Below are 26,404 nucleotides of genomic sequence, written 5' to 3' on the forward strand. Positions count from 1 at the left end.
AATAGCAGTAAACTACTTACAATAAAATATGTTGGGTAAAAAAATGTGTGAATGCCTATAAAAAAATTAGAAAATGTCTTGGAGTGAATAAAATGGAAGAAGGTATCATCCTATCGAAGCAGCGATTTCCATCACCAAACCCTAGGATAGATCTGCATATTATTACTTATTTGTGCCAAGGTTTGAAGGTAAAAGGCTTACTTGCTGAACCGAAAGAGGGTAAGGGTTTTGATGGGTTTTTATACTTAAGGGGTGGAATTAAAAACGTTGGAAAAGTGCGTGTTGGGAGAATTGTCCAATTCGCTTCTGAAGGATTTGTCGTTATGGCTCCATTTTATAGGGGAAACCAAGGTGGAGAGGGGAACGAAGATTTTGCTGGGGAGGACAGGCAGGATGCACTTTCTGCCCTGCATATATTGAGAAAACATCCAAAGGTGAATTATGATCGTATTCATGTATTTGGATTCTCAAGAGGAGGGGTGATGGCCCTTTTTACAGGTATAATAGATTTAAATATTCGATCGGTTGTTTGCTGGGGAGGGGTGTCTGATATGGCCTTAACCTATGTAGAACGATTAGACCTTAGGAGAATGATGAAGAGGGTAATCGGAGGGACACCTACAAAAGTACCTGATGCGTATAAATGGAGAACGCCACTTTTCTTTTTAGAAAGTCTAAGTGCGCCTGTTCTAATTATACATGGGAAAAATGATCATAATGTCTCAGTTGAACATTCTTACCGATTAGAAAAACGATTAAAAGAATTAAATAAACCAGTTGAAGCATGGTACTTTGATGAATTTACACATTACTTTCCGCCACTAGTGAATAGAAAAGTTGTGAAGGATTTAACGACCTGGATGAAGAAACAATAACATGAAGGAGCGACTAGCTTCTAGAAGAAACGTAGGAGGGATCATATGGGAATGCCATTAGAGCTTAATACAATGATTGTTACAAAGGGTAATGAACAACGAATTGATCATAACATATTTAGTTTACAAAAGGATGGTTATCGGTTGTATCCATTGGATATTCCACTTGAGGTGAGGAAGCAGAAGGACTCAGATACGAGCGGTATGGGTGTTATAAAAAAAGTAGAACTAACAGAAGGTAAAACGTTTATTACATATGAACTCGTTTCGTTAAATTCAACAAATTAGAATAAGGATGTATTAGATAGTTAGTTTCAACAGCAAATATAACCTAGAACGTATGCATTCGAATACAAAAAAACAGCAATCAGGTGATTGCTGTTTCTCTATTTTACACAGTCGGTCCACCAAGTGTTCGAATTTCTTCTGAAACGTCTGTGAACTTATTGAAGTTCTCTTTAAATTTGTTCGCAAGCTCTGTAGCTTTTTGAGCATAAGCTTCTTTATCTTCCCAAGTTTGTGCAGGGAGAAGTACTTCATCTGGTACTCCTGGTACATGTAATGGAATATCAAAACCAAAGTAAGCACCTTTTGTTGTTTCAACATTCGTTAATTCGCCTTCAAGCGCTGCTTGAACCATTGCTCGAGTGTAAGAAAGCTTCATTCTGCTTCCGACCCCATATTCTCCGCCAGTCCAGCCTGTATTAACTAAATATACTTCTACACTATGCTCATCGATCTTTTTCCCAAGCATTTCTGCATAAACAGTTGCTGGTAATGGTAAGAATGGTGAACCGAAGCATGTAGAGAATGTTGCTTGTGGAGATGTAATTCCTCTTTCTGTACCTGCTAGTTTACTTGTATAACCACTTAAGAAATGGTACATCGCTTGTTCTTTTGTTAGTTTACTGATTGGAGGTAATACTCCAAAAGCATCAGCAGTTAAGAAAATAATCGTATTAGGATGACCAGCAACACTTGGATCCACAATATTATCAATGGCTTGAATCGGGTATGCTGCGCGAGTATTTTCAGTTAAAGAATTATCATCATAGTCAGGCTGACGAGTTTGATCATTTAAAATAACGTTTTCTAACACACTTCCAAATCGAATGGCATCAAAAATTTGTGGTTCTTTTTCTCTTGAAAGGTTGATACATTTTGCATAACATCCACCTTCAACATTGAACACACCAGTATTTGACCAACCGTGCTCATCATCACCGATCAGACGTCTGTTCGGGTCAGCAGATAACGTTGTTTTTCCTGTGCCTGATAGTCCGAAGAATAACGCTACATCACCTTCAGCACCAACGTTTGCTGAGCAGTGCATTGGAAGGATACCGTTCTCAGGTAGTAAGTAGTTCATAACAGAGAAAATGGATTTTTTCATTTCCCCAGCATATTCCGTTCCACCAATAAGTACAATTCTTCTCTCGAAAGAGACAATAATAAATGTTTCTGATTGAGTTCCATCTACTGCTGGATCTGCCTTGAAATTCGGAGCTGAAATAACTGTAAATTGAGCTTCATGTGAAGTAAGTTCGTTTTCTGTTGGTCTAATAAATAGCTGATGCGCAAATAAGTTATGCCATGCATATTCATTAATGACTTGGATAGGAAGGCGATATTTTTCATCAGCACCTGCAAACCCTTTAAACACAAACAACTCATCTTTATCCTTTAAATATTGTAGGACCTTATTATATAATTTATCGAATACCTCTACTGATATAGGTTGATTGATTGATCCCCATGCAATTTTATCTTTTACAGATTCTTCTTCAACAATAAATTTATCTTTAGGAGAGCGCCCTGTATATTTTCCTGTTGTTGCACGTACTGCGCCTGTTGCTGTTAGTTCTCCCTCATGTCTTGCAAGTACTTTTTCAACTAGACCTGGAACAGACAAATTTGTATAAATGTTTTGTCCGCTTAATAATTCTTTTAAGTTGATTGATACATCAACAGAGTTCATGTTCATAACCTGCCTTTTCCCTGATAATTTTTCTATTAATCTAAAAAAGGTGAATGATAACGATTACTCGCTCTGAAAATTAGTATAACATATTTAAGTGAATAGTCTATACTATTTTACGTTATTGTACGCATCATTCACAAAAATGTACCATTATTTCACCATCTTGTTCTTTATTAGGCAATAGCCCACCCTTTTTTAGGCATTCTTCATAGCTTAATAAGAGGAGGGATATTAAATGATGGATTTAATGAATCTAAGTACATTTGATTATGCTACCATTGCCGCGATCATTGCTGCATTTGTAACGGTAGTAGGAAATGCCTTTTCAATTGATAAAAAGTATCGATCCCTATTAGCGGTTGGATTCGGTCTACTATTTGTATTTATACCACAATTTTGGACAGAAAGGCTCTTAACTGCATTAATCATTGGGTTAACAGCTAGTGGTGTTTACAGTCAAGTAAAACCGAGAATTAATGAAAAGGAACTAATGAAATACAAAATACATGATGAAATAAAGAAAGAAAATGATACAAAAAACCAAAAAAATAATGATACTCCGTATTAGTTTTACCATATTTAAAGGAAACAAGTAAAATCTAAAATAAAAAGTATTGATTTCGTTATTGACAGGATTCGACTAAGTACGTTATGATATGAGCCGAACGGATACTCTCTTATCCCGAGCAGGTGGAGGGAACAGGCCCTATGAAACCCAGCAACCATCATGAAAATATGATAAGGTGCTAACCTGTTGCAAGGCAGCTGCCTTGAACGATAAGAGCGAAAGGCTAACACATACAACAAACCTTTCCTCTATAAATGGGAGAGGTTTTTTTATTTTATCTACATATAATTAGCCCTATCTTCTGACATCGGATTATGAAAACATGTTTTTGTATAAGCTAATCAGGTATACATGTATAAGGAAGAACACCTTTGTTTTATCTAACATATATTACTCTGGCTAAGCAAAAATTTTCTAATAAAAATGTGTTTGATTAAGAATAATAAGGGAATGAGTACCGTATCAACTTTGAGGTGAACAACCTCTTATTGAATAAGGGAGGAATAATGAAAAGATGTCAAACAAACGCCGTTTATTTACATCTGAATCTGTAACGGAAGGACATCCTGATAAAATTTGTGACCAAATCTCTGACTCGATTTTGGATGCAATTTTATCCAAGGATGCGAATGCACGTGTAGCGTGTGAAACATCTGTAACGACAGGTCTAGTACTAGTTGCTGGGGAAATTACAACATCTACATATGTGGATATTCCAAAAATTGTTCGTGAAACAATTCGAGAAATTGGCTATACACGTGCAAAATATGGTTTCGATGCAGAAACTTGTGCAGTACTAACATCTATTGATGAGCAATCAGCAGATATTGCAATGGGTGTAGATCAAGCTCTAGAGGCTCGTGAAGGTCAAATGACAGATGCAGAAATTGAAGCTATTGGTGCTGGTGACCAAGGGCTTATGTTTGGATTTGCTTGTAATGAAACAAAAGAACTTATGCCATTGCCTATTTCATTAGCACATAAATTATCTCGTCGTTTAACAGAAGTACGTAAAGAGGAAATTTTACCTTACCTACGTCCAGATGGAAAAACACAAGTAACGGTTGAGTATGATGAAAATAATGTACCAGTTCGTATTGATACAATCGTTATCTCCACTCAGCATCACCCAGAAGTATCAAATGAACAAATTCACCGTAATTTAAAAGAGCATGTTATCGATCCTGTTGTACCAAAAGAGCTAATTGATGAAAACACGAAATATTTTATTAACCCAACTGGACGCTTTGTAATTGGTGGACCACAAGGAGACGCAGGATTAACAGGTCGTAAGATTATTGTTGATACGTATGGCGGATACGCTCGTCATGGCGGCGGTGCCTTCTCTGGTAAGGATCCTACAAAGGTTGACCGCTCAGCTGCATATGCTGCACGTTACGTTGCAAAAAATATTGTAGCTGCTGGTTTAGCTGATAAGGCTGAGGTTCAATTAGCATATGCAATCGGAGTTGCTCAACCAGTATCCATTGCGGTTGATACATTTGGAACAGGTACTGTTGATGAAGAAGTATTAGTTGATCTTATCCGTAACAATTTTGACCTTCGCCCAGCAGGAATTATTAAAATGCTAGATTTACGTCGTCCAATTTATAAGCAAACAGCTGCTTACGGTCACTTCGGACGCAATGATTTAGATCTACCTTGGGAGCGTACAGACAAGGCTGCTGCGTTAAAATCTCAAGCATAATTAAAAGAAGGAACTGCAAACATGCAGTTCCTTTTATTTATTATTATGAAAGTATAAGTTTTCAGTAAGAGAATGGGCTAGTGACTTGGAATCCAGCACAATCACCCAGCCACTCGAGGTCAAACAACCTGTCATGAATAAAAGGAAAAACCACCTTCTTTTCATGACAGACGATTTGCTCTGCCTGTGGCTAAACGGGGCGCTTGTGCCTTTTCTTCTGATTAAAAGTTAGGCAAACTTTTTTTCATTAGAACGATGCAAGGCTGTTTCATATTCATAAAGTAAACTCTCAAAGATGGAGTCCCAGGTTTGTGTTAAAGCATATGTCCTTGCCTCATGTTGCATATTTTTTCGTAGTTCATCATTTGATAAAAGGGATTCAATAGCATGGACAAACGAGCTAACTTTTTTAGGTTCACAAAGAATACCGGTTATTCCATTTTTAATAATATTTTTTACTCCTCCAGAATTTGCACCCACAACAGGTGTACCACAAGCCAATGCTTCGAGCACTACATTCCCAAAGGTTTCAGTAGGTGAAGGAAAAATGAATAAATCAGAGCCTGCATAAACTTCTGCTAGCTCCTGACCACCTAAATATCCTGTAAAAGTAACGTTAGTAGGAACTTGTCGTTCAAGATCAGCCTTTGATGGTCCATCACCGACAATTAAAAACCGAACATTATGTTGAAGAGCTAAAGGTAGTTGATTCATGATACCCAATAGGGTATCCACGTCTTTTTCAGGAGCTAGTCTTCCTACATAGGAAAGGATATACTTTTCGTGGATATCATATTTTTGACGTAATTGCTGTGTGCTTTCTAATGGTTTGAAGACAGAGCCATCTACACCTCTACTCCAAACATGTAGATTTGTGAAACCATGCCTTCTGAGCTGTTCTTTTGTTTCTTGTGATGGGACAAAGGTTTTTAAAAAGGAGCGGTGAAACCAAGTCATGTATTTCCATAGAAGTGTAGAAAGGAATTGTAGGTCATAATACTCCAGATATTGATCAAAGTCAGTATGGTATGAGCCTACTAGAGGGATATTGAGTTTTTTAGCATAATGAATACCACAGAGCCCGACATTAAATGGTGTGGCCACATGAATAATGTCAGGCTTAAATTGTGATAATTGGTTTCTAACGTGAAGCATATTTGGCAGGGCTAACCTACACTCTGGATAAAGAAAAAAGGGCAAGCTAGTAAAGCGATGAATATGTGTTGAAAATAATTCTTCATCTTTTGTACAATCAGGTGCGAAGACCTTATAATCGATTCCTTGCTGATCTAAATAGTCCGTAAAGCGTTTTAGTGTTCTGGCTACTCCATTTACTTGTGGCGCAAACGTATCTGTAAAAATCGCAATTTTCATCAAATGTCCCTCCATCATTTATAGAATCAAAAAATTCATCAATTTATGTTCTATAAAGGCAAAAGAAGCAAGTCCAGTAAGAGTACCGAGAATGCTTCCGACTAAAACATCAGAAGGATAATGAAGACCAAGGTAAATTCTTGATAATCCTACACTTATTGCGATAGGTAGTAGAAGAAGTCCCAAAATTGGCATCCAAAGAAATAATGGAATTACGATAGAAAAAATGGCAGTTGTATGACCAGATGGGAACGAATGATCCTTTAATGGATTCACTGTTACTTTTGTTTCTTGTAAAGCTAAATAAGGTCGACGGCGCGGATATATTTTTTTTACAAACACTACTGGGAGGTGGCTGATTAATAACGACAGCCCACTAGCGAGTCCGACATATTTCGTCTGTGATGATGACAATACGAAAAAAATAAGGACTGAAGCAATTGTAAAGGTAGCTCCACCTAAATGAGTAATATTTCGGAAATAGAAGTTTAAGAATTTATGATCAAAATGTCTATTCACACTCCGAAATATATGACACTCAAAATCATATAAATTGGCAAGAATTTTTGTCATTCTATATCTACCCCTTTGGTTTCTTTAAAGGCTATACATGGAACAAACTCTATCTTTATTTTAGAGGGTAAATATTTTGCGAATAATAAGCAATTGTTAAATTTTCGCATCATTTTTTCTTCATATTTATATAAAATTTATGAATATTTAACAAAGTTTATGAATAGGGACAAATAAAGCATCTACTTTTGTAAGGATTTATAATATTGGCCTTTTTCAACATATTCTCTTCGAATACGTTCCATATCTTTTATATCCTCCTTCTCCAAGGTTCTAACAACTTTAACTGGACGTCCGAAGGCTAATGAGTTAGGAGGAATTATTTTTCCAGGTGGTACTAGGCTGCCAGCACCAATAAATGCACCTTCGCCAATCTCTGCACCATCAAGTACAATAGAACCCATTCCAATTAATGCTCCTTTTTTGATGATGGAACTATGTAATATCACTGCATGGCCAATCGTCACATCATCTTCAAGAATGAGGGGGCGATTTGGACTTTGATGAAGAACACAATTATCTTGAACATTTACGTTGTTGCCAATGATTGTCGGTGAAACATCACCTCGAATCACTGTATTGAACCAAATACTGCTGTTTTCACCAATTTTTACATCACCAGTAATTGTGACGAAGTCCGCAATAAAAGCGCTATCTGAAATAATCGGTGTTTTGCCATGGTAAGGGTAAATCATGAATGTGTCTCCTTTGTGAAATATTTTATTTGCTTAGTTCTTGTAGCGGAAACTAGAGTATTTCCATCTTGTTGTATTGTATCAAAACCGATAAGCTATTGTTAAGGATTTCTAGGGGGGATAAGCATGTGGAAGTGGGAAGCTGATAATCCGAAGGGCGTAATCGTGATAGTTCATGGCGCAGCTGAGCATCATGGTCGCTACCGCTGGTTAATTGAAATGTGGAGATGTGAAGGATATCATGTCATCATGGGTGACCTACCTGGCCACGGAACTACTTCACGTAGTCAAAGGGGGCATATAAACAGCTTCGATGAGTATATTGAGACAGTTGAAATGTGGTATAAAGAAGCGCAGCGATATGAACTTCCGATTTTTTTACTTGGTCATAGCATGGGTGGATTAATTGTAATAAGAAGCCTGCAAGAAAAACAACTCTCGGTAAAGGGTGTTATGTTGTCTTCACCATGGCTAGCCCTTGCAGAAGGATTAACTCCTTCAAGGGTGTTAAATTCAGCGTCTAAGGTACTAAATCATCTATTTCCTTCATTTCGATTCAGTACAGGTCTAAATGCTGAGATGGTTACAAGAAATAAAGAAGTGATCACTTTTACTAAAAATGATTCACTTTATGTTAAGAAGATTACGGTAAGATGGTTTCGAGAAATAATCCAAGCACATGCTTTAGCTTTCAGTAATATCAACAAGTTTCCAGACATACCTGTGTTATTCATGCAGAGTGGGAGTGATGAGGTAGTTGATAAAACGAAAGGGAAAGAGTGGTTTGATTTATCACTACTAACTGATAAAACGTACAAAGAATGGCCAGGCTTATATCATGAATTATTTAACGAACCTGAACGAGATAAGGTATTTGAATATGCGAAGAGATTTGTAGAAACCCAACTCGAACTCGAATAGGAAAGGAGTGTTGGTGACTATGGTGCCATCAAACCCTTTGAGTTTAATGCCTAAAGTCTATAAAGACGTTTTTCCGCTTGTAAAGAAGCATTTAGCAGTTTGGAGAAAGCGTGCTGAAGAAATTCCAAATCCAGAACTTCGATCACAGGCATTGGCAAGTATTCAAACTAAAACATTTCATTGTGAAGGGGGAGCTATTCTAGCTCTTCTTTCATTCGAGCATATAGATGAATGTATCCGTTTTATCGTGGCATACCAAACAATCAGTGACTATTTAGATAATTTATGTGATAGAAGTACTTCTCTAGATCCTGCTGATTTTGAGGCGTTACACGAATCAATGCCACATGCTCTTACAATAGATGGGAATCTACCCTTGGATTATTATCGCTTTCGTGAGGATCGAGATGATGGTGGATACTTAAGGGATTTAGTCGTAACATGTCAAGAAGTATTACATTTGCTGCCTAAAAAGCACTATCATCTTATTCAATCTCATTTGTTAGAGTTAGCGGAGTATTACTGTGCCTTACAAGTTCATAAGCATGTAGCCAAAGAGGAGAGAGTGGGAAGGTTAGAAAAATGGTTTTCTTCTTATCAACGGAATTTGCCAGACATGGAATGGTATGAATTTGGTGCTTGTTCTGGATCTACTTTAGGAATATTTTGCTTAGTTTCGTATGCCTTTCAGGAACATTTAGATGAGCAAGATGTACTTAAAATTCGAAATGGCTATTTCCCATATGTTCAAGGCTTACATATACTTCTAGATTATTTTATCGATCAAGAGGAGGATCAAAAAGGAGGGGACCTCAATTTTTGTTTTTATTACCCCGATGGAAATCGGTTAATAGAACGATTTCGTCATTTCATTGTGGAAGCCGATAATCAAATAAAAGGAATACCGCATGAAAAGTTTCATCGTTTAATCAACCGAGGCTTGTTAGGGCTTTATTTATCCGATGATAAAGTGAATTATCAAAAAGATGTCCGTCATCTATCTAAGACATTGATCAGGCAGGGCGGAATCATTAGCTATTTCTTTTATATAAATGGACGAGCCTTTCGAAAGTGGAAAAAATTGAAAAAAGAACCTGTGTAATGAGATGTCCTCCCAAAAGTTATCATTCTAACTTTTGGGGGGCAGTTCAAAACTAGGTTCTTTTTTCAATGGCAATAATAAAAGGGGGATTATTTTGTTGGTTCATAAATTGATAACGCAAGACGTGCACTTTTTTTTGATCTAAACGTTCTACATACTCCACTAATTGGTCACGTTCAATTATCCCTTCGAGATGACCGTGGTAAATGACTAAAACCAGTATTCCTTCTGGCTTTAACATAGAGATAATTTGTTCAATAGCCGATATTGTAGTACTAGGTGTAGTAACAATTTTTTTATCTCCACCAGGAAGGTAGCCTAGGTTAAATATTGCTCCCCCAATATTTCTGGATTCGTCTGAAGGAAGCATACTTTGAACATGTTCATGCCCACTTAGATATAAGGTGGCTCGGTCCTGTAGGTTATGTTCTTGAAGCCGACCAGAGGCGGAATCAATTGCTTCTTTTTGAATATCAAAGCCATAAACATGTCCTTGTTCACCAACTAGTTCTGCTAAAAAAACGGTATCATGCCCATTTCCAATTGTTGCATCAATGGCAATATCCCCTTGAGAGATGGCTTTTGTTAGCAATGTCCTGGCAAATGGTAATATTCTGTCGAGAATCATCCGATATTCACACGTTCTTTCTGGTGATATTTTCCTTGGTAACTATTTCTTTTTATAAGCTCTGCTTCAATTGCATTAATAACTTGCCACTTATTTAAGCTCCACATTGGTCCAATCATTAGGTCAGGCGGCCCATCCCCAGTAATACGATGGATTATCATTTCAGGTGGCAATAACTCAAGTTGGTCACACACTAGTTGGACATATTGATCTAATGATAAAAATTCTAACAAGCCTTTTTCATATTGCTTTACCATTGGAGTGCCTTTGAGAAGGTGTAGTAAGTGTATTTTTATACCTTGAACATCCAACTTGGCTACTTCTTTGGCTGTTGTCATCATCATTTCTGGTGTTTCTTGTGGAAGGCCATTAATGATATGAGAACAAATGTTAATGTTATGCTTACGGAGCTTTTCAACACCTTTTATATAACATTCATAATCATGAGCCCTGTTGATCAAATGTGCTGTGTGCTCATGAACTGTTTGTAAACCAAGCTCTACCCATAAATAAGTTCGTTCATTTATCTCAGCCAAGTATTCAACTACATCATCTGGAAGACAATCTGGTCTTGTTGCAATGGATAGGCCCACAACGCCTTCTTGTTTTAGAACCGTCTCGTATTTTTCCTTAAGCTCTGAAACGGGGGCATGCGTATTAGTGAAAGCCTGAAAATAGCCTAAATACTTACCGTCTTTCCACTTTTGATGCATTTTATCTTTGATCGTATGGAACTGCTTTTCAATTGATTCGGCGCGGCTTCCGGCGAAATCACCTGAACCAGCAACACTACAAAATGTACAGCCTCCATGGGCTACTGTACCATCACGGTTTGGACAATCAAATCCACCGTCAATCGCAACCTTAAAAACTTTATGTCCAAAGTGCTGACGCAAATGGTAATTCCAAGAATGGTATCGTTTTTGATCATCCGTATATGGGAATGGATTAGACTGATTCATGCTTCAGTCCTCCTTTTTGTGTATAAGACTTTGTATCGTTACATACATACTGAAAATTTTATCATGAATTGATGGAATGACCAATAGATTGAAAAAGGGAACGAGTGGGAAAAACAACCTGTGTATAGCTATGATAGGAAGTTGGTTTGTTGTATAAACTATTGTGGATGAAGTTATTTCTTCATCGATTGTTCGGATTGTGAAGGAGGTAATAATAATGGCAACACGTCAATCTGTTGAAGAATATTTACAAATGGCGGAAGATACACTTCGCTATGCAAAGGAACAGTTCACTGAAGCAAAAAAACAAGAACACTATAACCAAACTGAATATACAAAAGCTCAACAAGAGCTCGAAAGAACAGTGATAGAGCTCGGCCAACTAGCACATAGTGGGAACACGCAGCAAAAAGAACAAATCGATCGTATGAGACTTCAGCTTCAACAAATCCAAAACGAAATGATCATCTATCCACATGCCTAAACTTCGACAGGTGACAGTCACTTGTCACGTTTTGTCGAATATTTTTTTGGAGGTGCAGTAATCATGCAACACCGTTCAGATCAAAATAATCCAGAGCAAAAAACGAAAAATGGTATTAACAACCAAGATATGGAGATTGGTGCTGACTTTGATCCTGTGAAACAAGTAAAGAAAAAGAATGCAAAACGTGCACAACCAGATCGATCAAAGGGTCAACACTAATAGAAAAACTGTCCTCTCTACGAAGAGGGCAGTTTTTTTATTACGAATTTAGATAAAATCATCATGTAAATGAAAGCCTACTTACTTTTACAACATATTAATTAGAGTATTGTAGTTAGAAAAAAATCGGTAACCACTTACCACTAAGAAGTTGGTGTGAGTCTTTCTAATTTTCAAAATTATTAAATATTTCGAAAACCGAAAAATGTTACGTTTTACATATTGCCCCCTGTAAAGAAAAGGAATACAATTTACGAGGTAAATATGAAAAATGAGGAGGTCACAACATGCCTAAAAAATTGTGGCTATTACTTATAGGAATGGTTATTAATGTTGTTGGTTCTTCGTTTTTATGGCCTCTAAATGTTATTTATATACACGATGTCCTCGGGAAGTCGTTAACGATGGCAGGTGTCGTACTCATGTTAAATAGTGCTTCTGGTGTTGTTGGGAACTTAGTTGGTGGTTTTTTATTCGATCGTTTCGGTGGATATCGTTCGATTTTAATCGGTGTTATCATCACATCACTTTCAGCAATTGGCTTAGTTTGGAATCATAGCTGGCCATATTATGTTGTATTTTTAATGTTTCTTGGACTAGGCTCCGGTATGGTTTTCCCATCAATGTATGCAATGGCTGGTTCAGTTTGGCCAGAAGGTGGTAGGAAGCCGTTTAATTCAATGTATGTTGCTCAAAATATTGGGGTTGCCGTGGGAGCTGCTCTAGGTGGGTTCGTTGCGAATATATCATTTGAACTAACATTCATAGCAAATGCAGGTATGTATGCACTGTTTTTCTTACTAGCAATCTTTTCATTTAAAGGTATTCATGTTGAGAAGACAAAGCAAACAAGTATATTAGAGCAGAAGCTAACGATTAAAAATAAAACAAAATTTACTGCACTTTTAGTTCTTTGTATCGGGTATATGCTTTCCTGGATGGCCTATGTACAATGGCAGTCAAACATTGCTTCCTATACACAAGATTTAAATATATCATTAAATCAATATAGCTTATTATGGACAATAAATGGAGCACTTATCGTTCTAGCACAGCCTTTTGTCTCGACGATTGTTCGTGTATTTGCTAAGACATTAAAGTCCCAGATTATTTTAGGATTAATCATATTCATAGGTTCGTTTGTCATTGTCTCGAATGCCACACAATTTACTGGCTTTGTCGTGGCAATGGTCATTTTAACGATTGGTGAAATGTTTGTATGGCCTGCTGTTCCAACTGTAGCCAATGAATTAGCACCAAAAGGTAGAGAAGGCTTTTATCAAGGTGTCGTAAATAGTGCAGCAACTGGTGGTAGAATGCTTGGTCCAGTTGTAGGAGGCCTAATGGTCGATTTTTATAGCATCCATGCTTTATTTTTCTTATTAATGGGCGTGCTTGCCTTATCGATTGTGACAACTTATTTCTATGACAAAAATCTTAAAAAAGAGGAAACTCAGGCGATTGCTGTATAGAATTTAAGAAAAAGTTCCAAAATAGGCTTGATGTTTTTAGTTGATTTCATTACAATACAATACAAATACAAAAATTAGAAAACAGTGCGAAGGAATAGTAATGATGGAGATAGGTTTAGAGAGTTGACGGTAGGTGCAAGTCAATCCAAAGGCTATCATGAACTCGCCTTCAAGTTTCAAATGTGAACAGTCTCTTCGACTTAGTAATGTTTGACGTGCATCCGCGTTAAGGAGTCAAGCGAATACTAGCAATAGTATTAATTTGGGTGGTACCGCGGGAATAAACAATAAACTCTCGTCCCTTTATTAGGGATGGGGGTTTTTTTATTTTCGTCCCAAGTTGTAAAAACTTGTAGTAAGCAACGAAGACATACAGGAAGTAACTATCCAAACGGTAGTGAAACACATAAGGAGGAAGAAAAATGGCTTTCGATCATCAACAGATTGAGAAGAAATGGCAGCACTATTGGGAAAGTAATCAATCATTCAAGACAAAGGAGGATAAAGGTAATCCGAAGTTTTACGCTTTAGATATGTTTCCGTATCCATCCGGAGCAGGTCTTCATGTTGGTCATCCTGAAGGGTACACAGCGACAGATATCGTATCCCGTATGAAACGAATGCAAGGCTATAATGTTCTTCATCCAATGGGATGGGACGCATTCGGATTGCCTGCAGAGCAATATGCATTAGATACAGGAAATGATCCAGCTGAGTTTACAGAACAAAACATTAATACGTTCCGTCGTCAAATAAAGGAGCTAGGCTTCTCTTATGACTGGGATCGCGAAGTAAATACTACCGATCCGAATTATTACAAGTGGACGCAATGGATTTTCTTGAAACTATATGAAAAAGGATTGGCTTATATAGACGAGATTCCAGTAAACTGGTGTCCAGCGCTTGGAACGGTTCTTGCAAATGAAGAAGTAATTGACGGAAAAAGTGAGCGTGGTGGGCATCCAGTTGAGCGCCGTCCAATGAAGCAATGGATGCTTAAAATTACAGCATATGCTGACCGTCTACTTGAAGATTTAGAAGAGCTTGATTGGCCAGAAAGTCTAAAAGACATGCAGCGGAACTGGATTGGTCGTTCAGAGGGTGCTCATGTACACTTCACAATCGAGGGGCATCAAGAAAGCTTTACCGTTTTCACCACTCGCCCTGATACATTGTTCGGTGCAACATATGCGGTATTAGCTCCAGAACACCCATTTGTTGATGTCATCACAACAGCTGAACAAAAGGAAGCGGTACATGCCTATATTGAGAAAATGAAGACTAAGAGCGATTTAGAACGTACGGAGCTTTCTAAAGAAAAAACGGGTGCTTTCACTGGGGCATACGCGGTAAATCCAATCAACGGTGAGAAAATGCCTATCTGGATTGCTGATTATGTGTTGATGTCATATGGAACAGGTGCCATTATGGCCGTACCTGCTCATGATGAACGGGATTATGAGTTTGCTGTTAAATTCGACCTACCAATTAAAGAGGTTGTTTCAGGCGGCGATGTTTCAAAAGAAGCATACACTGGTGATGGTGAACACGTAAATTCTGACTTCTTAAATGGTCTAAATAAAGATGACGGCATTAAAGAGGCCATAAAGTGGCTTGAAGAGAACGGAAAAGGTGAGAAAAAGGTTTCTTATCGCCTTCGTGATTGGTTGTTCAGCCGTCAGCGTTATTGGGGAGAGCCAATTCCAATTATCCACTGGGAAGATGGAACAATGACAGCTGTGCCGGATTCGGAATTACCACTTGTTTTACCCAAAACAACTGAAATTCGTCCTTCAGGTACAGGGGAGTCACCACTTGCAGCGATTGAAGACTGGGTCAATGTCGTAGATCCGGAAACAGGTAAAAAAGGTCGTCGTGAGACAAATACAATGCCACAATGGGGTGGAAGCTGTTGGTACTACCTACGCTATATTGACCCGCATAATCAAGAGAAGCTTGCTGACCCTGAAAAGCTAAAACAATGGCTACCAGTTGATATTTATATCGGTGGTGCAGAGCATGCAGTTCTTCATTTACTATATGCCCGTTTCTGGCACAAGTTTTTATACGATATTGGAGTTGTCCCTACTAAAGAGCCATTCCAAAGACTATTTAACCAAGGCATGATCCTCGGTGAAAATAATGAAAAAATGAGTAAGTCAAAAGGAAATGTTGTAAATCCTGATGAGATTATTGAAAGTCATGGAGCAGACACATTACGACTTTACGAAATGTTCATGGGGCCACTTGAAGCGTCTATTGCTTGGTCAACAAAAGGCTTAGACGGATCTCGTCGTTTCCTAGATCGAGTGTGGAGATTGTTTGTTGACGAGAATGGATCGTTAAATCCAATCATTAAAGACTCGAATTCATCCTCACTAGAGAAGGTGTACCATCAAACAGTGAAAAAGGTAACAGACGATTATGACGGGCTTCGCTTTAACACAGCGATTTCACAAATGATGGTATTTATCAATGAAGCTTATAAAGCAACAGAGATTCCGAAAGAATTTGTGGAAGGATTTGTGAAGCTTCTTTCTCCTGTTGCTCCACACCTTGCTGAAGAGCTTTGGGAGAAACTTGGACACAGTGGAACAATTACGTATGAGGCATGGCCAGCATATGAAGAGGCAAAACTGGTTGAAGATGAAGTTGAAATTGTAGTTCAAATTAATGGAAAAGTAAAAGCAAAAGTCCTTGTAAAGGTTGATGCTACAAAAGAACAGCTTGAAGAAATGGCTTTAGCTGATAGTATCGTCAAAGAGCAAATTGCAGGGAAAACGGTCCGTAAAGTGATTGCGGTCCCTGGGAAGCTAGTAAATATTGTAGCAAATTAAAGAAGCAGATTTTTCTGCTTCTTTTTTTAAAAGTTAAGAAAGCATAAGTTTCTGGTGTTTAGTTTATACAAGTTACTGCTAAATCCAGCTCCAGCACCCAGCCAAGAGGAAATGGGGACGATCTTTGCCATTTCATCCTACTCGAGGTCAAATAACCTTAAATGAGTAAACGGGGAAATGCACCCTTTTCCTCATTTAGGAACAGTTGCTCTGCCTGAGGCTAATCGGGGCGCCCTTAGCCTTTTGTCTAAAAATCCAAATGAATTTGGTGATGATGTCTTGATTCGCAACTTAAAAGTAACGCATTGAAAAAATAAATCCTGCAAACTGATGTAGGGATCGATTAGTTACTATATTTCAAGTATGGTTGTTTCTTTATAATCCCTGAATTTAGAGTTATAATAACCTTTGTAAATTGAATGTGAAAATGGAGAGAACGTTTTGATAACATTTGGTCCCTATATTTCTGAACGAGAGAAAAGAAAATTATTACCCATTATAGAAGCTGATATTGAGTTTAGTAAAAGTCAGTGTCTTGGGAGTTATTATTTTCATGAGGAATGTAATATATGGAAAAAGGCCTATCATACAACTGAACGATTTGACTATATCCTTGAACGTGACTGTTTCCTTGAGTTACAAAGTGCAGAATGTGTACCCATCTTGATTGGCTTTGATGATGATAAGTATGTCATTTATTTAGATGTTGTTCATGGACCAGACCTCTTAACCTACTGCAGAGAGGAAGGAATAGGACTCGTAGAATTTAAAGATGATTTAATTCGTGCTTTAACGTCAATGCTAGATCATGGCTGGTTTTATCAGCAATTATCTAGTAAACATATGATTTGGTGTGAGGATTGCCAAGCATTTTTTATCATTGATTATTCAAACTGTTTGAAAATAGATTTGAAAAATCGAGATAGCTATATAGAAAAAATCGAGAAAATGGTTGATGATTTTGTTAGTATTCATGAATAATAATTATTTTACTTAAGAGAAAGGGTGTTGAACGGTGGAACAAGAAATTAAAATTATTACTCCTTCGGAATTAAACGAACGTATAGAAAAAGGTGAGAAATTAGAATTAATTGACGTACGTGAGCATGAAGAAGTAGCGAATGGAATGGTTCCTGGTGCTAAGCACATGCCAATGGGAGAGATACCAATTCGAATGGAAGAGCTGGATAAAGGAAAGGAGTATATTTTTATTTGCCGATCTGGTCGTCGCAGTGAAAATGTATGTCATTATTTGCAGGATCAAGGCTTCAAGTGTGTGAATATGGTTGGTGGTATGCTTGAATGGGACGGAGAAGTTGAATTTTAGAAAATTTGGATGTTAATATAATCGAAGGAAACCTGATTCAGTCAGGTTTCCCTCGATTTGTATTAGCTATTTCTCGCCACTTCATCATTAATTTCATAACTCTATAACCATCACTTGGCATTCCTCTATACGAACCGAATAATGATGGGTATCTTATCGGGATGATTGTAAAAATGAATTGTGCCAAAGATGCATTCATAATAGACTTTAATAAATAGTTTATTATGAATTGAAAGTCTAAAAATGTGATTAGCATATAACTAAATAAACATAAAGTAAATGAAAAAACGGGACCTGCAATTAAAATCAAAGCATGGAGGACACTGTTATTCTTATCTTTAGGTATAGGATAGTCAACAAATCCGACAAACCCACTTAAAGGTTGAATTTTGATCGTTAGTTTACCTACTTTAAAACCAGAACCCTTTATAGAGTTTCCCAATCTTATTCCTACTGGCTCTTTGAACAATAATAATGCAGTAAGTGCATGACCAAGTTCATGAACGAACGTAGTAAGCGGAAGGATTAAGGAGACAAACAACAAGAAAGTGATTGTAAATTGTACATAACTATCCATAAGATCCCCCACTCAACAAAACAATCCTACAGATATTTTCTACATTAGCTAAAAGAATCCTGTATATTTGTTGAATAAAGTTTACCAAACCTATTTTTGAGTTTGGCAAAAAACAATTAGTAAAAGTCCCACTAAAACACCTTCAACGTTAACGCTGTCGACCATTTTTATTAGCCAAACATTAAATCCTTTCTTGAAACGCGTTTCTCACAAATAGCTTTATCAAGTGTTGTTTTTCTCTTCGTAGACAAGAGGGTTACTGATATTTTACCTTCATTGCATTTTTTCCAGCTGTCATGCCAGCCAAGCGCCCTGTAACAAGAGCAGATGTGATATTATATCCACCTGTGTATCCGTGAATATCTAATACTTCCCCGCAGAAGTACAGCCCCTCAACTAGCTTTGAAGACATTTCTTTCGGATGGATTTCTTTTATTGACACCCCCCCACCCGTAACAAATGCTTTTTCAATCGGTAGCGTACCATCGACGGTAAAAGAGAATTGCTTACAGCTATGAACGAACGCCCGTATTTTTTCATTAGAAAGATGATGAAAGGTTATTTTTTCATCAAGCTCATTTTGTTCAAGTAAGAAAAGGAGATAGCGTTCAGGAAGAAGTCCCTTAAGAACATTTTTGATGGCTTTATTTGGCTCTTCCTTTAAAAGCTTGATTACCTGTTGAAATAGAGCTTCTTCCCCTTGATCAGGAAGTGCATCAATTCTCATTTCAATTGTTTTAGTGTTGAATTTTTTTTGTGCCTTTACGACATATTGACTACAACGAAGAACAGCAGGACCTGAAATACCAAAGTGTGTAAAGAGCATATCCATTTTATGTGTAATGATGACTTTGCCTTTTGGATTCACGACACTTAGTGCTACATCTCTTAAAGCAAGGCCCTGTAGGCTTTTATTTTTAATAAATGGCTCACTTGATGTAAGAGGTACTTCAGTTGGATACAAATCAGTTACGGTATGACCAGCTTTTTCAGCCCAAGCATAACCATCACCAGTAGATCCTGTATGCGGAACAGATTTTCCACCTACTGCTATAATGACATGCTCGCTCTCAATCACTTTACCGTTTTGCAACTGAACAGCTTTTGTTTGACCATTTCTATAATCAATGGTTTTCACAGGTGTATTTGTCCAAATTGTCACCTTATATTTATCCAGTTGGTTTAATAAGACATTCACAACAGACTGGGCCTTATCTGTTACTGGAAACATTCGTCCATGATCTTCTTCTTTTAATTGAATACCAAGCGCTTCAAAAAAACGAATAATATCCTCATTATTAAATATAGAAAAAGCACTATATAAAAATCGGCCATTACCAGGTATATGTTTAATGATTTCATCGACGGATAAACGATTCGTTACATTACAGCGGCCTCCACCAGATATAGCGAGTTTTCGTCCTAATTTATCTCCTTTATCAAGGAGTAAAACGTTTGCTCCTACTTCCCCAGCTGCAATAGCCGCCATAAGCCCAGATGGGCCACCACCAATTACAATACAATCAAATTTCATGTAGATAACATCCTCTCAAACCAAGTAGCGATGAAGCAATTGTGTTAAAACTCAGGCAAATATTCTATACAATGAAGAATATCATTTTCTAAGTAAAAAAGAAAATCGTGTAAACACTTGGCTAAGTGAAGGTTTTTCAATATAGTTAGTGGTAGTGATAGGAGTTGTTATTATGACGAATTCATATAAACCAAATATTTCAGAAGGTTTTTACCCACATGATGCAGGTTGGACAGAAGCAGGTACAGAAGCTACTTTACTTGTGAGTGTTCCGGAATTAACAGGGGTTACGTCAATGAAGGTAAATCAATTTGATTATGCCTGGTTGTTTGATCCGGCTATTAATGCTTATATATTTTGCTTTCAAATTAACTCCAAGGCGGAACATGCAGTCATTTTTCAGTTTGAGCATGCTGGTCGATTATTACTTGAAACAGAAGCTTACGAACGCTTTTCCATTGCCATTACCTCAGAAGAATTTAAACATATTAAAGAGGAAACACCCTATTTATTTTTTGAAAATATTTCGATAAATCGCCAGCCGCTTGCAGGCTGGTAGAAGAGCATGGAATCAATACTAGCGGGGCGGCCTGAGCCTTTTGTTCTGCAAGTGTGATAAAATACACTCATTCGTTAAGTTCGTAGTTGGAGGAAGTTTATGTCAAGCTCAAGTTTATTAAGAGGTACTTTCATATTAACTTTAGGTACATATATATCCAGAATATTAGGGATGATTTATGTCTTTCCATTTGTAGCTCTTGTAGGTGATCAAGGGACAGCTTTATATGCGTATGGTTATGGACAGTATACCATTTTCCTAAGCCTATCCACCATAGGCGTTCCTATGGCCGTTTCGAAATTCATCTCGAAGTACAATGCGCTTGGAGACTACGAAACAAGTAGAAAAATGTTTAAAACGGGTATGCTATTAATGGTAGGAATGGGAATTGTCTCATTTATATTATTGTATAGCTTAGCACCTGTATTAGCACCTCTTCAGCTTGGAGATGACCAGCTTGGAAACTCAGTTGAAGATGTAACAAATGTAATTCGAATGGTTAGTTTTGCCTTATTAATAGTTCCAATTATGAGTGTCATTCGCGGTTTTTTTCAAGGAAATCAAACGATGGAGCCAACTGCCGTTTCTCAAGTAATCGAACAGCTCGTTCGAATTATCTTTTTGCTAGTGTCTGTTTACTTTATCCTAAAAGTTGGAAATGGAGAATTGTCTACAGCGATTGGCTATGCTACTTTTGCAGCATTTGTCGGTGCTTTAGGAGGTTTAGCTGTTTTAGGATGGTACTTTTTAAAACGAAGGCAGAGTCTTAACGTCTTATTAGCAAATAGCAAACCAAATGTAAAGATTTCATCGAAGGAAATGATAAAGGAACTACTTACATATGCAGGTCCCTTTGTGTTTGTAGGACTAGCCATTCCACTATATCAATATGTTGATCAATATACATTAAATCGCACGCTTGTTGAAAACGGGAAGAGAGAGATAGCAGAAACGATTTTTTCTATCATTCAATTTAAGGCGCCTAAATTGGTCATGATTCCTGTGTCATTAGCAACAGCTTTTGGACTAACACTTGTTCCGGCTATTACAAAGGCATTTACAGACCATAATGGAAAGCAGCTTCGCGTACAAATTGACCAATCCTTTCAAGTCGTGTATTTTTTAACGTTACCTGCAGTAGTAGGCTTAGCGACATTAAGCTATAAATTTTATGCTATGTTTTATAATATCGAAGAACTTTCACTGGGTGGTTCCTTGTTAAGATGGTACGCACCTGTTGCGATATTATTTGCCTTCTTTACAGTTACAGCTGCTATCCTTCAAGGCATTCAAAAGCAAAAGCTTGCTGTCATCAGCTTGTTTTTTGGACTATTGTTAAAGCTTGTTTTTAATATACCTTTCATCACCTGGTTTGGTGGGATAGGTTCTATATTGGCGACAGCATTAGGTTATCTTGGTTCTGTTGTTTACAGTGTCTTCATGATAAAAAGACATGCTAATTATTCTTATCGGATTTTCATCAAAAGGGCAATACTAATGAGTATCTTTGCCTTGATCATGATGGTTGGAATTTTTCTTATTGGAGGACTCCTTCAACAATTTATCGATTATAGAGAGGGAAGATGGGAAGCAACCATTGTTTCGATCATTGCTACAGTGTTTGGTGCTGCCATTTATTTATATTTAAGCTATCGTTCCAATTTAGCAGGGAAACTTTTGGGTAAGAGATTTTCATTTTTAAAAAGAAAAAGTTTAGCTGGAGAGAAGTCCAACTAAACAATGGCTTGAAAGAGGAATGGTTAGTAATTACCATCACCATACATACCTAAACGTCGTTCTATTCTATCTACTCGTCGATCTAAGCGATCTATTCTTCTTGTTAATCGCTCTACTTGTCGTTCTAAACGATCTAAGCGGCGATTCACGTTACCATCTCCATGGCCTGGGCCTCCCGGATAACCTGGAATAGGGAATGGGAAATAGTATCCTTCTGCTTGCTCACGTGGATAATACATGATGTCCTCTCCTTTTTACATGTGCCTTTTGATATGGCATCTGTTTTTTCATTACGCTATAGTGTATGTTGTTATACGATGATAGGCATGAGACATGTGCCTAATTTAATTAATCAGTTAGGTGGTAAACAAATGCGAATCGATAAATTGTTATCAAATATGGGATTTGGAACACGGAAGGAAGTCAAACAGCTACTTAAAACAGGAACTGTTAGGATAGATGAAACGATTATTAAAGACGCAAAAACACATGTAGATCCAAAGGTCCAAACTGTGACAGTAAATGGAGAGCCAGTTGAATATAAAGAATTTATTTATTTAATGATGAATAAACCACCTGGGGTCATTTCTGCAACAGAGGATAACCACGATGAAACGGTGATTGACTTATTGGAAATAGAGGATGCGATTTTTAACCCATTTCCTGTAGGAAGGCTGGATAAAGATACAGAAGGCCTTTTATTAATAACAAATGATGGACAGCTTTCACATCAATTGCTTTCTCCAAAGAAACACGTGCCAAAGACATACTTTGCCCATATAAATGATGAGGTAACTGAAGAGGATGTTTTTGCATTTAAACAAGGTGTTGAATTAGATGATGGATATGTTACAAAGCCCGGTGAGTTGAAAATAATAGAAGCTGGTCCTACTTCGAAAATTGAATTGATTATAACAGAAGGGAAATTCCATCAAGTTAAAAGAATGTTTGAAGCAGTCGGTAAGCGGGTAATGTATTTAAAGAGAATTAAGATGGGGCCATTAGCATTAGATGAAACGCTTCAGCTTGGAGAATATCGAGAGTTAACAGAAGAAGAGGTTGAATTATTGAGACAAGAAAGCTCGTACAGTTAGAATGAAAAGGAAGGAGCAAACTCGTCCTTCCTTTTTTGTTATTGAAGAAACTATAAAAGGTCATCATTTGTGGATAACTGAGTGATGTGCGTACTAATCCGGCTCCAGCGCCCAGCCCGCCTGAGGTCAAATAACCTGTCATGCATAACAGGGAAAGATCGCCCTTTTCTTCATGACAGAACATTTGCTTTTCGGGGCTAACCGGGGCGCATGCGCCTATTGTTCCTATGTACCCTGTCTGTATCTCTTGGGTGTTTTTTACGAAGTCAACTTCACTTTCTTTTTGGTTGCTGACCATTTTCCGCGGCTTGGGCTCTCTACCAAATCGTTATATGAAAGTACGTTTAAGTCCCTTTGGATGGTTCGTTGCGTCGTTCCAAATTCGTCAACGAGTTGTTCGGTAGTTACAGTACCTTTTTCACTGATGAACATATAAACAGATTTGATACGGTTAAGCATACGGGAAGTTGAAGGCTTCAAAAAACCACTCCTTAATGTTTATTCGTATTTTTTTTCAACAAACATGTCGGTCCTTTTTTGACCCTAAGTCCATATTAACATCGTATAAAAAAGAGAAGCTACTTTTGAGTTTTGAATTTACACAATATTTACACTAAAAATAGACAACCACCTCATTTTTTATGTTGTTGTAAATATATGTGCCGAATTCTTAATAGTATGACTATTTCTACAAAAATCGTGGTTTCCCTTCATTTTTTTCATTATTAGTATCAATTTATCTATGTAGGAATATACGATATTTTCCTGATTATTCCTTATAGACCTGATAAACTAGAAATTAAGAGGTGATGATAATGGAGGTGGGAGTTCATAACCCTGCTGGATTTTGGATTCGATTTGTTGCATCAATTTTAGATGGGATTATTGTATGCACACCATTTTATACCATTGAATATATGGTGGGAGGATTTGAAGATAAGCAAATACTTATATCATTTCTATATTTACTATCATTACTATATGCGATAATATTACCAGTCATTTGGCATGGATATAATGTTGGAAAAAGGATTGCCGGTATCAGAATTGCAAAGGTTAATGGTAAGAAATTAGGAATTGGGTCAATGCTTATGAGAACGATTGTTGCTTATCTTACTTATTTGTTAACGTTAGGGATAGGGTTTATCATTTCTGCTATAATGGTTGGAGTTCGGAAGGACAAAAGGGCCATCCATGACTTTTTAGCAGGTACTTATGTCACCTATGATAAGCCTTAAAAGAGAAGTGTCGATTATAATCGACACTTTTTTTTGTAACCATTTTCCATTTATTTCGTATATGATGGTAAGGGAATAGGAAGGAGTCGGGTGTTATGCACTTACTTGATGTTGATATTCATAGAGCAGGTTATTCCTTACATAAACATACATTGCAAGAAATAAAATTTTCGATTAAAGCTGGGGAGATTGTCGGGCTCATAGGACCAAATGGTGCGGGGAAAAGTACAACAACACAAGCCATTTTAGGAGTGCTTCCTTCGGTTGTTGGCAATATACAATTACATTCCGGTTCAGAACAGATTGGCTACATCCCTGAACAACCGTTATATTATGAAGGGCTAACGCTATGGGAGCATTTAGAATTGGCTGCAACTGCCTACGACATACAAGAAAACATACTGAATTCAAGAGCGAATCATCTACTGAAGGAATTTCGAATGGAACATGCTATTCACGCATATCCGTCTACATTCTCAAAAGGAATGAAACAAAAACTAATGATCATACTTGCATTCTTTATTAAGCCCAAATTATTTGTTGTAGATGAGCCATTTATTGGATTAGATCCTGGTGCAACGAAGCGCTTAATCCTAAAATTAGAAGAAGAAAAGAAAAACGGTTCAGGCATTCTACTTTCAACTCATGTATTAGATACGGCTGAAAAGATATGTGATCGCTTTATTCTCGTTTTTCAGGGAAGAATCTTATCCTCTGGTACACTAGAAGAAATTCAAGATTATGCAGGTTTAAAAAATGGATCCCTATTAGATTGTTTTTATGAAATAATAGAGGGGCACGAATATGCGGGAGTTTAACATATATTTTCAAAGGTTTAAAGAGGAGTGGCTAAATGAACAGAAAGTGTTCTTATCTGTTTTTGATTGGACGATTGTTCTCTATCTAGTAGTGCCAGTCTTAGCTTTTTGTATATATACATATACAATGTGGTGGGGTGACCCTCCTTTATATTTATCCAAAGTTAAAATCAATCATATAATGATTGGATTTTTTATCTTTAGCCTATCTTTTGGGAACTTTCGAAGTTTTATTAGAGAAGCAGATTTATTGTTTTTAAGCAGAATCCCACTTTTTCTCTCGACTATGATAAAAATTGGCTGGTGGACTACTCTTTTCCAAGGATTTGTTGCTATAACTAGCCTTCACGTTTTATTGCTACCCATCTATTTGCACAATCAACTCTTTACTTTGGAGCAAGGAATCGTCTTTTATCTATTGACCCTCCTTCATCATTTAATCTTGAAGGCAATAAAAAGAAAAAAATTAACATGGCGTAATATAGTTTTAGTTGTAGGTTTACATATTTTACTATATTTGGGTATATGGCTTAATCATATTTCTTTCTGGGTTTCTTCGCTTTTACTTGTTTTCGTTTGTAGTAGTTTGTTTTATTTGGTCTACTACTTAATAAGGGAAAGGCAAGATTTTTTATCGATTGTTTCGTATGAACAATCCAAAGCAGGAACCTTTACAAAACTTGTGTATCAATTATCATACGAGATTGAAAAGGAGCAAGATAAGAAGGGACACTTCCCCTTTTTTAAGAATTCGAAGCATATTTTTGCGAATCGAAGATCAGAGTTTGTTAGGATTGAGTTATTCTTTAAACTGTTTTTGCGAAACAAAACTTTTGTCAACTGGTTCGTACGTATAGTAGGTATTACGGCTGTTAGTATAATTGTTTTGCCGTTTTGGCTAAAAATATTACTGGCTGTATTGTTTTATTTTTTTATAACGTATTGGTTTCATATTGTTTGGGGGAAGGTATGGAGTAGTTCAGGTCATCCATTATTTCATTCTATGAAAGACGAAACCTATGGAAGGCGAGAATGGGTGTATTCATATGTATGTATCTGCATTATGTCATATTTCGTAATCATATCTACCTTTGTATTCACCCTTTTTATTTAATGAT

28 protein-coding genes, 1 riboswitch and 1 other annotated feature are annotated in these 26,404 nt (G+C 37.1%); of the genes, 18 read left to right on the forward strand and 10 right to left on the reverse strand.

Features of this window, described 5'->3' with window-relative positions; translation table 11 throughout:
• Window positions 1-92 precede the first annotated feature (92 nt).
• Both ACFSCX_RS22480 and ACFSCX_RS22485 read left to right on the forward strand, forming a co-directional pair.
• On the forward strand, window positions 93-875 hold the full coding sequence (locus ACFSCX_RS22480; RefSeq protein ID WP_377930482.1) for an alpha/beta hydrolase family protein: 783 nt from the start codon (window positions 93-95) through the stop codon (window positions 873-875).
• A 45-nt stretch (window positions 876-920) separates the two neighbouring features.
• Window positions 921-1,163 carry a DUF2584 domain-containing protein gene (locus tag ACFSCX_RS22485; protein ID WP_377930483.1) on the forward strand — a complete coding sequence of 81 codons (243 nt, stop codon included), beginning with the start codon at window positions 921-923 and terminating at the stop codon, window positions 1,161-1,163.
• A 103-nt stretch (window positions 1,164-1,266) separates the two neighbouring features.
• Here the strand turns inward: ACFSCX_RS22485 and pckA are convergent, their stop codons facing one another.
• Entirely contained in the window at window positions 1,267-2,853 is a 1,587-nt protein-coding gene (pckA, locus tag ACFSCX_RS22490; RefSeq protein ID WP_377930484.1) for a phosphoenolpyruvate carboxykinase (ATP), read from the reverse strand.
• 238 nt (window positions 2,854-3,091) lie between these two features.
• Between pckA and ACFSCX_RS22495 the strand changes: the two genes are divergently transcribed.
• Window positions 3,092-3,424 carry a hypothetical protein gene (locus ACFSCX_RS22495; protein ID WP_377930485.1) on the forward strand — a complete coding sequence of 111 codons (333 nt, stop codon included), beginning with the start codon at window positions 3,092-3,094 and terminating at the stop codon, window positions 3,422-3,424.
• Window positions 3,425-3,530: 106 nt separating this feature from the next.
• Window positions 3,531-3,640, forward strand: a riboswitch (SAM riboswitch).
• A 298-nt stretch (window positions 3,641-3,938) separates the two neighbouring features.
• Window positions 3,939-5,132, forward strand: coding sequence for a methionine adenosyltransferase (metK, locus tag ACFSCX_RS22500; RefSeq protein ID WP_377930486.1), 1,194 nt, complete (start codon window positions 3,939-3,941; stop codon window positions 5,130-5,132).
• A gap of 228 nt (window positions 5,133-5,360) precedes the next feature.
• Here metK and ACFSCX_RS22505 read toward each other — a convergent pair whose 3' ends face one another.
• The 3 genes from ACFSCX_RS22505 to ACFSCX_RS22515 form a co-directional block, all read right to left on the reverse strand.
• Entirely contained in the window at window positions 5,361-6,506 is a 1,146-nt protein-coding gene (locus ACFSCX_RS22505; RefSeq protein WP_377930487.1) for a glycosyltransferase family 4 protein, read from the reverse strand.
• 18 nt (window positions 6,507-6,524) lie between these two features.
• The gene (locus ACFSCX_RS22510; protein ID WP_377930488.1) at window positions 6,525-7,079 is read right to left on the reverse strand and encodes a phosphatase PAP2 family protein; all 555 of its coding nucleotides are present in this window, start codon (window positions 7,077-7,079) and stop codon (window positions 6,525-6,527) included.
• Window positions 7,080-7,261: 182 nt separating this feature from the next.
• Window positions 7,262-7,774: a gamma carbonic anhydrase gene (locus ACFSCX_RS22515; RefSeq protein ID WP_377930489.1), complete on the reverse strand. Its 513-nt coding sequence runs from the start codon at window positions 7,772-7,774 to the stop codon at window positions 7,262-7,264.
• Window positions 7,775-7,900: 126 nt separating this feature from the next.
• On the opposite strand from ACFSCX_RS22515, the gene ACFSCX_RS22520 reads away from it, so the two are divergent.
• Together ACFSCX_RS22520 and ACFSCX_RS22525 are read left to right on the forward strand one after the other, a co-directional pair.
• Window positions 7,901-8,695: an alpha/beta hydrolase gene (locus ACFSCX_RS22520; protein WP_377930490.1), complete on the forward strand. Its 795-nt coding sequence runs from the start codon at window positions 7,901-7,903 to the stop codon at window positions 8,693-8,695.
• A gap of 19 nt (window positions 8,696-8,714) precedes the next feature.
• Complete coding sequence (locus ACFSCX_RS22525; RefSeq protein ID WP_377930491.1) at window positions 8,715-9,797, forward strand: tetraprenyl-beta-curcumene synthase family protein; 1,083 nt, start codon at window positions 8,715-8,717, stop codon at window positions 9,795-9,797.
• Between the two features lie 52 nt (window positions 9,798-9,849).
• Here the strand turns inward: ACFSCX_RS22525 and mnmM are convergent, their stop codons facing one another.
• Together mnmM and mnmL are read right to left on the reverse strand one after the other, a co-directional pair.
• A complete protein-coding gene (gene mnmM / locus ACFSCX_RS22530; protein WP_377930492.1) occupies window positions 9,850-10,425 on the reverse strand; it encodes a tRNA 5-(aminomethyl)-2-thiouridylate-methyltransferase MnmM in 576 nt (191 codons plus the stop codon).
• Entirely contained in the window at window positions 10,422-11,387 is a 966-nt protein-coding gene (gene mnmL / locus ACFSCX_RS22535) for a tRNA modification radical SAM protein MnmL/YtqA (RefSeq protein WP_377930493.1), read from the reverse strand. Before mnmL ends, mnmM begins: the two co-directional genes overlap by 4 nt.
• A gap of 217 nt (window positions 11,388-11,604) precedes the next feature.
• On the opposite strand from mnmL, the gene ACFSCX_RS22540 reads away from it, so the two are divergent.
• From ACFSCX_RS22540 to ACFSCX_RS22565, 6 genes are all read left to right on the forward strand, one after another.
• Entirely contained in the window at window positions 11,605-11,871 is a 267-nt protein-coding gene (locus ACFSCX_RS22540) for a YtzC family protein (protein WP_377930494.1), read from the forward strand.
• A 63-nt stretch (window positions 11,872-11,934) separates the two neighbouring features.
• Window positions 11,935-12,093 (forward strand): glycogen biosynthesis protein GlgD, encoded by a 159-nt coding sequence (locus ACFSCX_RS22545; RefSeq protein ID WP_377930647.1) that lies wholly within the window; start codon window positions 11,935-11,937, stop codon window positions 12,091-12,093.
• Window positions 12,094-12,380: 287 nt separating this feature from the next.
• The gene (locus tag ACFSCX_RS22550) at window positions 12,381-13,565 is read left to right on the forward strand and encodes an MDR family MFS transporter (RefSeq protein ID WP_377930495.1); all 1,185 of its coding nucleotides are present in this window, start codon (window positions 12,381-12,383) and stop codon (window positions 13,563-13,565) included.
• 75 nt (window positions 13,566-13,640) lie between these two features.
• Window positions 13,641-13,871: a binding site (T-box leader), on the forward strand.
• A gap of 116 nt (window positions 13,872-13,987) precedes the next feature.
• Entirely contained in the window at window positions 13,988-16,402 is a 2,415-nt protein-coding gene (gene leuS, locus ACFSCX_RS22555; RefSeq protein ID WP_377930496.1) for a leucine--tRNA ligase, read from the forward strand.
• 441 nt (window positions 16,403-16,843) lie between these two features.
• Window positions 16,844-17,383, forward strand: coding sequence for a hypothetical protein (locus ACFSCX_RS22560; RefSeq protein WP_377930497.1), 540 nt, complete (start codon window positions 16,844-16,846; stop codon window positions 17,381-17,383).
• 34 nt (window positions 17,384-17,417) lie between these two features.
• Window positions 17,418-17,729, forward strand: coding sequence for a rhodanese-like domain-containing protein (locus ACFSCX_RS22565; protein ID WP_377930498.1), 312 nt, complete (start codon window positions 17,418-17,420; stop codon window positions 17,727-17,729).
• Between the two features lie 37 nt (window positions 17,730-17,766).
• On the opposite strand, the gene ACFSCX_RS22570 is transcribed toward ACFSCX_RS22565, so the two are convergent.
• Window positions 17,767-18,306: a site-2 protease family protein gene (locus ACFSCX_RS22570; RefSeq protein WP_377930499.1), complete on the reverse strand. Its 540-nt coding sequence runs from the start codon at window positions 18,304-18,306 to the stop codon at window positions 17,767-17,769.
• Window positions 18,307-18,562: 256 nt separating this feature from the next.
• Window positions 18,563-19,840: a BaiN/RdsA family NAD(P)/FAD-dependent oxidoreductase gene (locus ACFSCX_RS22575; protein ID WP_377930500.1), complete on the reverse strand. Its 1,278-nt coding sequence runs from the start codon at window positions 19,838-19,840 to the stop codon at window positions 18,563-18,565.
• Between the two features lie 172 nt (window positions 19,841-20,012).
• Between ACFSCX_RS22575 and ACFSCX_RS22580 the strand changes: the two genes are divergently transcribed.
• Together ACFSCX_RS22580 and ACFSCX_RS22585 are read left to right on the forward strand one after the other, a co-directional pair.
• Complete coding sequence (locus ACFSCX_RS22580; RefSeq protein ID WP_377930501.1) at window positions 20,013-20,399, forward strand: hypothetical protein; 387 nt, start codon at window positions 20,013-20,015, stop codon at window positions 20,397-20,399.
• Window positions 20,400-20,498: 99 nt separating this feature from the next.
• Complete coding sequence (locus ACFSCX_RS22585) at window positions 20,499-22,136, forward strand: putative polysaccharide biosynthesis protein (protein WP_377930502.1); 1,638 nt, start codon at window positions 20,499-20,501, stop codon at window positions 22,134-22,136.
• A gap of 23 nt (window positions 22,137-22,159) precedes the next feature.
• Here the strand turns inward: ACFSCX_RS22585 and ACFSCX_RS22590 are convergent, their stop codons facing one another.
• Entirely contained in the window at window positions 22,160-22,375 is a 216-nt protein-coding gene (locus tag ACFSCX_RS22590; protein ID WP_377930503.1) for a hypothetical protein, read from the reverse strand.
• Window positions 22,376-22,507: 132 nt separating this feature from the next.
• Here ACFSCX_RS22590 and ACFSCX_RS22595 point away from each other — a divergent pair, with 132 nt between their 5' ends.
• Window positions 22,508-23,230 carry a pseudouridine synthase gene (locus ACFSCX_RS22595; protein WP_377930504.1) on the forward strand — a complete coding sequence of 241 codons (723 nt, stop codon included), beginning with the start codon at window positions 22,508-22,510 and terminating at the stop codon, window positions 23,228-23,230.
• Between the two features lie 258 nt (window positions 23,231-23,488).
• On the opposite strand, the gene ACFSCX_RS22600 is transcribed toward ACFSCX_RS22595, so the two are convergent.
• A complete protein-coding gene (locus ACFSCX_RS22600) occupies window positions 23,489-23,710 on the reverse strand; it encodes a DeoR family transcriptional regulator (protein ID WP_377930505.1) in 222 nt (73 codons plus the stop codon).
• Between the two features lie 335 nt (window positions 23,711-24,045).
• Between ACFSCX_RS22600 and ACFSCX_RS22605 the strand changes: the two genes are divergently transcribed.
• The 3 genes from ACFSCX_RS22605 (at window position 24,046) to ACFSCX_RS22615 (ending at window position 26,400) form a co-directional block, all read left to right on the forward strand.
• Window positions 24,046-24,468 carry an RDD family protein gene (locus ACFSCX_RS22605; RefSeq protein ID WP_377930506.1) on the forward strand — a complete coding sequence of 141 codons (423 nt, stop codon included), beginning with the start codon at window positions 24,046-24,048 and terminating at the stop codon, window positions 24,466-24,468.
• Between the two features lie 95 nt (window positions 24,469-24,563).
• Window positions 24,564-25,286, forward strand: coding sequence for an ABC transporter ATP-binding protein (locus ACFSCX_RS22610; RefSeq protein WP_377930507.1), 723 nt, complete (start codon window positions 24,564-24,566; stop codon window positions 25,284-25,286).
• Window positions 25,273-26,400, forward strand: a complete 1,128-nt coding sequence (locus ACFSCX_RS22615; protein ID WP_377930508.1) for an ABC transporter permease — start codon at window positions 25,273-25,275, stop codon at window positions 26,398-26,400. The genes ACFSCX_RS22610 and ACFSCX_RS22615 overlap by 14 nt, the downstream gene beginning before the upstream one ends.
• Window positions 26,401-26,404 lie beyond the last annotated feature (4 nt).

The sequence above is a fragment of the Bacillus salitolerans genome (assembly GCF_042680805.1).
GTDB lineage: Bacteria > Bacillota > Bacilli > Bacillales > SA4 > Bacillus_CJ > Bacillus_CJ salitolerans.

Coding starts and splice junctions, on each gene's coding strand:
- ACFSCX_RS22540 (WP_377930494.1), top strand. CDS start 11,605: ATGGCAACACGTCAATCTGTTGAAGAATATTTACAAATGGCGGAAGAT.
- leuS (WP_377930496.1), top strand. CDS start 13,988: ATGGCTTTCGATCATCAACAGATTGAGAAGAAATGGCAGCACTATTGG.
- ACFSCX_RS22545 (WP_377930647.1), top strand. CDS start 11,935: ATGCAACACCGTTCAGATCAAAATAATCCAGAGCAAAAAACGAAAAAT.
- mnmL (WP_377930493.1), bottom strand. CDS start 11,387: ATGAATCAGTCTAATCCATTCCCATATACGGATGATCAAAAACGATAC.
- ACFSCX_RS22550 (WP_377930495.1), top strand. CDS start 12,381: ATGCCTAAAAAATTGTGGCTATTACTTATAGGAATGGTTATTAATGTT.
- ACFSCX_RS22610 (WP_377930507.1), top strand. CDS start 24,564: ATGCACTTACTTGATGTTGATATTCATAGAGCAGGTTATTCCTTACAT.
- ACFSCX_RS22595 (WP_377930504.1), top strand. CDS start 22,508: ATGCGAATCGATAAATTGTTATCAAATATGGGATTTGGAACACGGAAG.
- mnmM (WP_377930492.1), bottom strand. CDS start 10,425: ATGATTCTCGACAGAATATTACCATTTGCCAGGACATTGCTAACAAAA.
- ACFSCX_RS22495 (WP_377930485.1), top strand. CDS start 3,092: ATGATGGATTTAATGAATCTAAGTACATTTGATTATGCTACCATTGCC.
- ACFSCX_RS22570 (WP_377930499.1), bottom strand. CDS start 18,306: ATGGATAGTTATGTACAATTTACAATCACTTTCTTGTTGTTTGTCTCC.
- ACFSCX_RS22510 (WP_377930488.1), bottom strand. CDS start 7,079: ATGACAAAAATTCTTGCCAATTTATATGATTTTGAGTGTCATATATTT.
- ACFSCX_RS22485 (WP_377930483.1), top strand. CDS start 921: ATGGGAATGCCATTAGAGCTTAATACAATGATTGTTACAAAGGGTAAT.
- pckA (WP_377930484.1), bottom strand. CDS start 2,853: ATGAACTCTGTTGATGTATCAATCAACTTAAAAGAATTATTAAGCGGA.
- ACFSCX_RS22575 (WP_377930500.1), bottom strand. CDS start 19,840: ATGAAATTTGATTGTATTGTAATTGGTGGTGGCCCATCTGGGCTTATG.
- metK (WP_377930486.1), top strand. CDS start 3,939: ATGTCAAACAAACGCCGTTTATTTACATCTGAATCTGTAACGGAAGGA.
- ACFSCX_RS22580 (WP_377930501.1), top strand. CDS start 20,013: ATGACGAATTCATATAAACCAAATATTTCAGAAGGTTTTTACCCACAT.
- ACFSCX_RS22525 (WP_377930491.1), top strand. CDS start 8,715: ATGGTGCCATCAAACCCTTTGAGTTTAATGCCTAAAGTCTATAAAGAC.
- ACFSCX_RS22605 (WP_377930506.1), top strand. CDS start 24,046: ATGGAGGTGGGAGTTCATAACCCTGCTGGATTTTGGATTCGATTTGTT.
- ACFSCX_RS22590 (WP_377930503.1), bottom strand. CDS start 22,375: ATGTATTATCCACGTGAGCAAGCAGAAGGATACTATTTCCCATTCCCT.
- ACFSCX_RS22520 (WP_377930490.1), top strand. CDS start 7,901: ATGTGGAAGTGGGAAGCTGATAATCCGAAGGGCGTAATCGTGATAGTT.
- ACFSCX_RS22515 (WP_377930489.1), bottom strand. CDS start 7,774: ATGATTTACCCTTACCATGGCAAAACACCGATTATTTCAGATAGCGCT.
- ACFSCX_RS22615 (WP_377930508.1), top strand. CDS start 25,273: ATGCGGGAGTTTAACATATATTTTCAAAGGTTTAAAGAGGAGTGGCTA.
- ACFSCX_RS22480 (WP_377930482.1), top strand. CDS start 93: ATGGAAGAAGGTATCATCCTATCGAAGCAGCGATTTCCATCACCAAAC.
- ACFSCX_RS22505 (WP_377930487.1), bottom strand. CDS start 6,506: ATGAAAATTGCGATTTTTACAGATACGTTTGCGCCACAAGTAAATGGA.
- ACFSCX_RS22585 (WP_377930502.1), top strand. CDS start 20,499: ATGTCAAGCTCAAGTTTATTAAGAGGTACTTTCATATTAACTTTAGGT.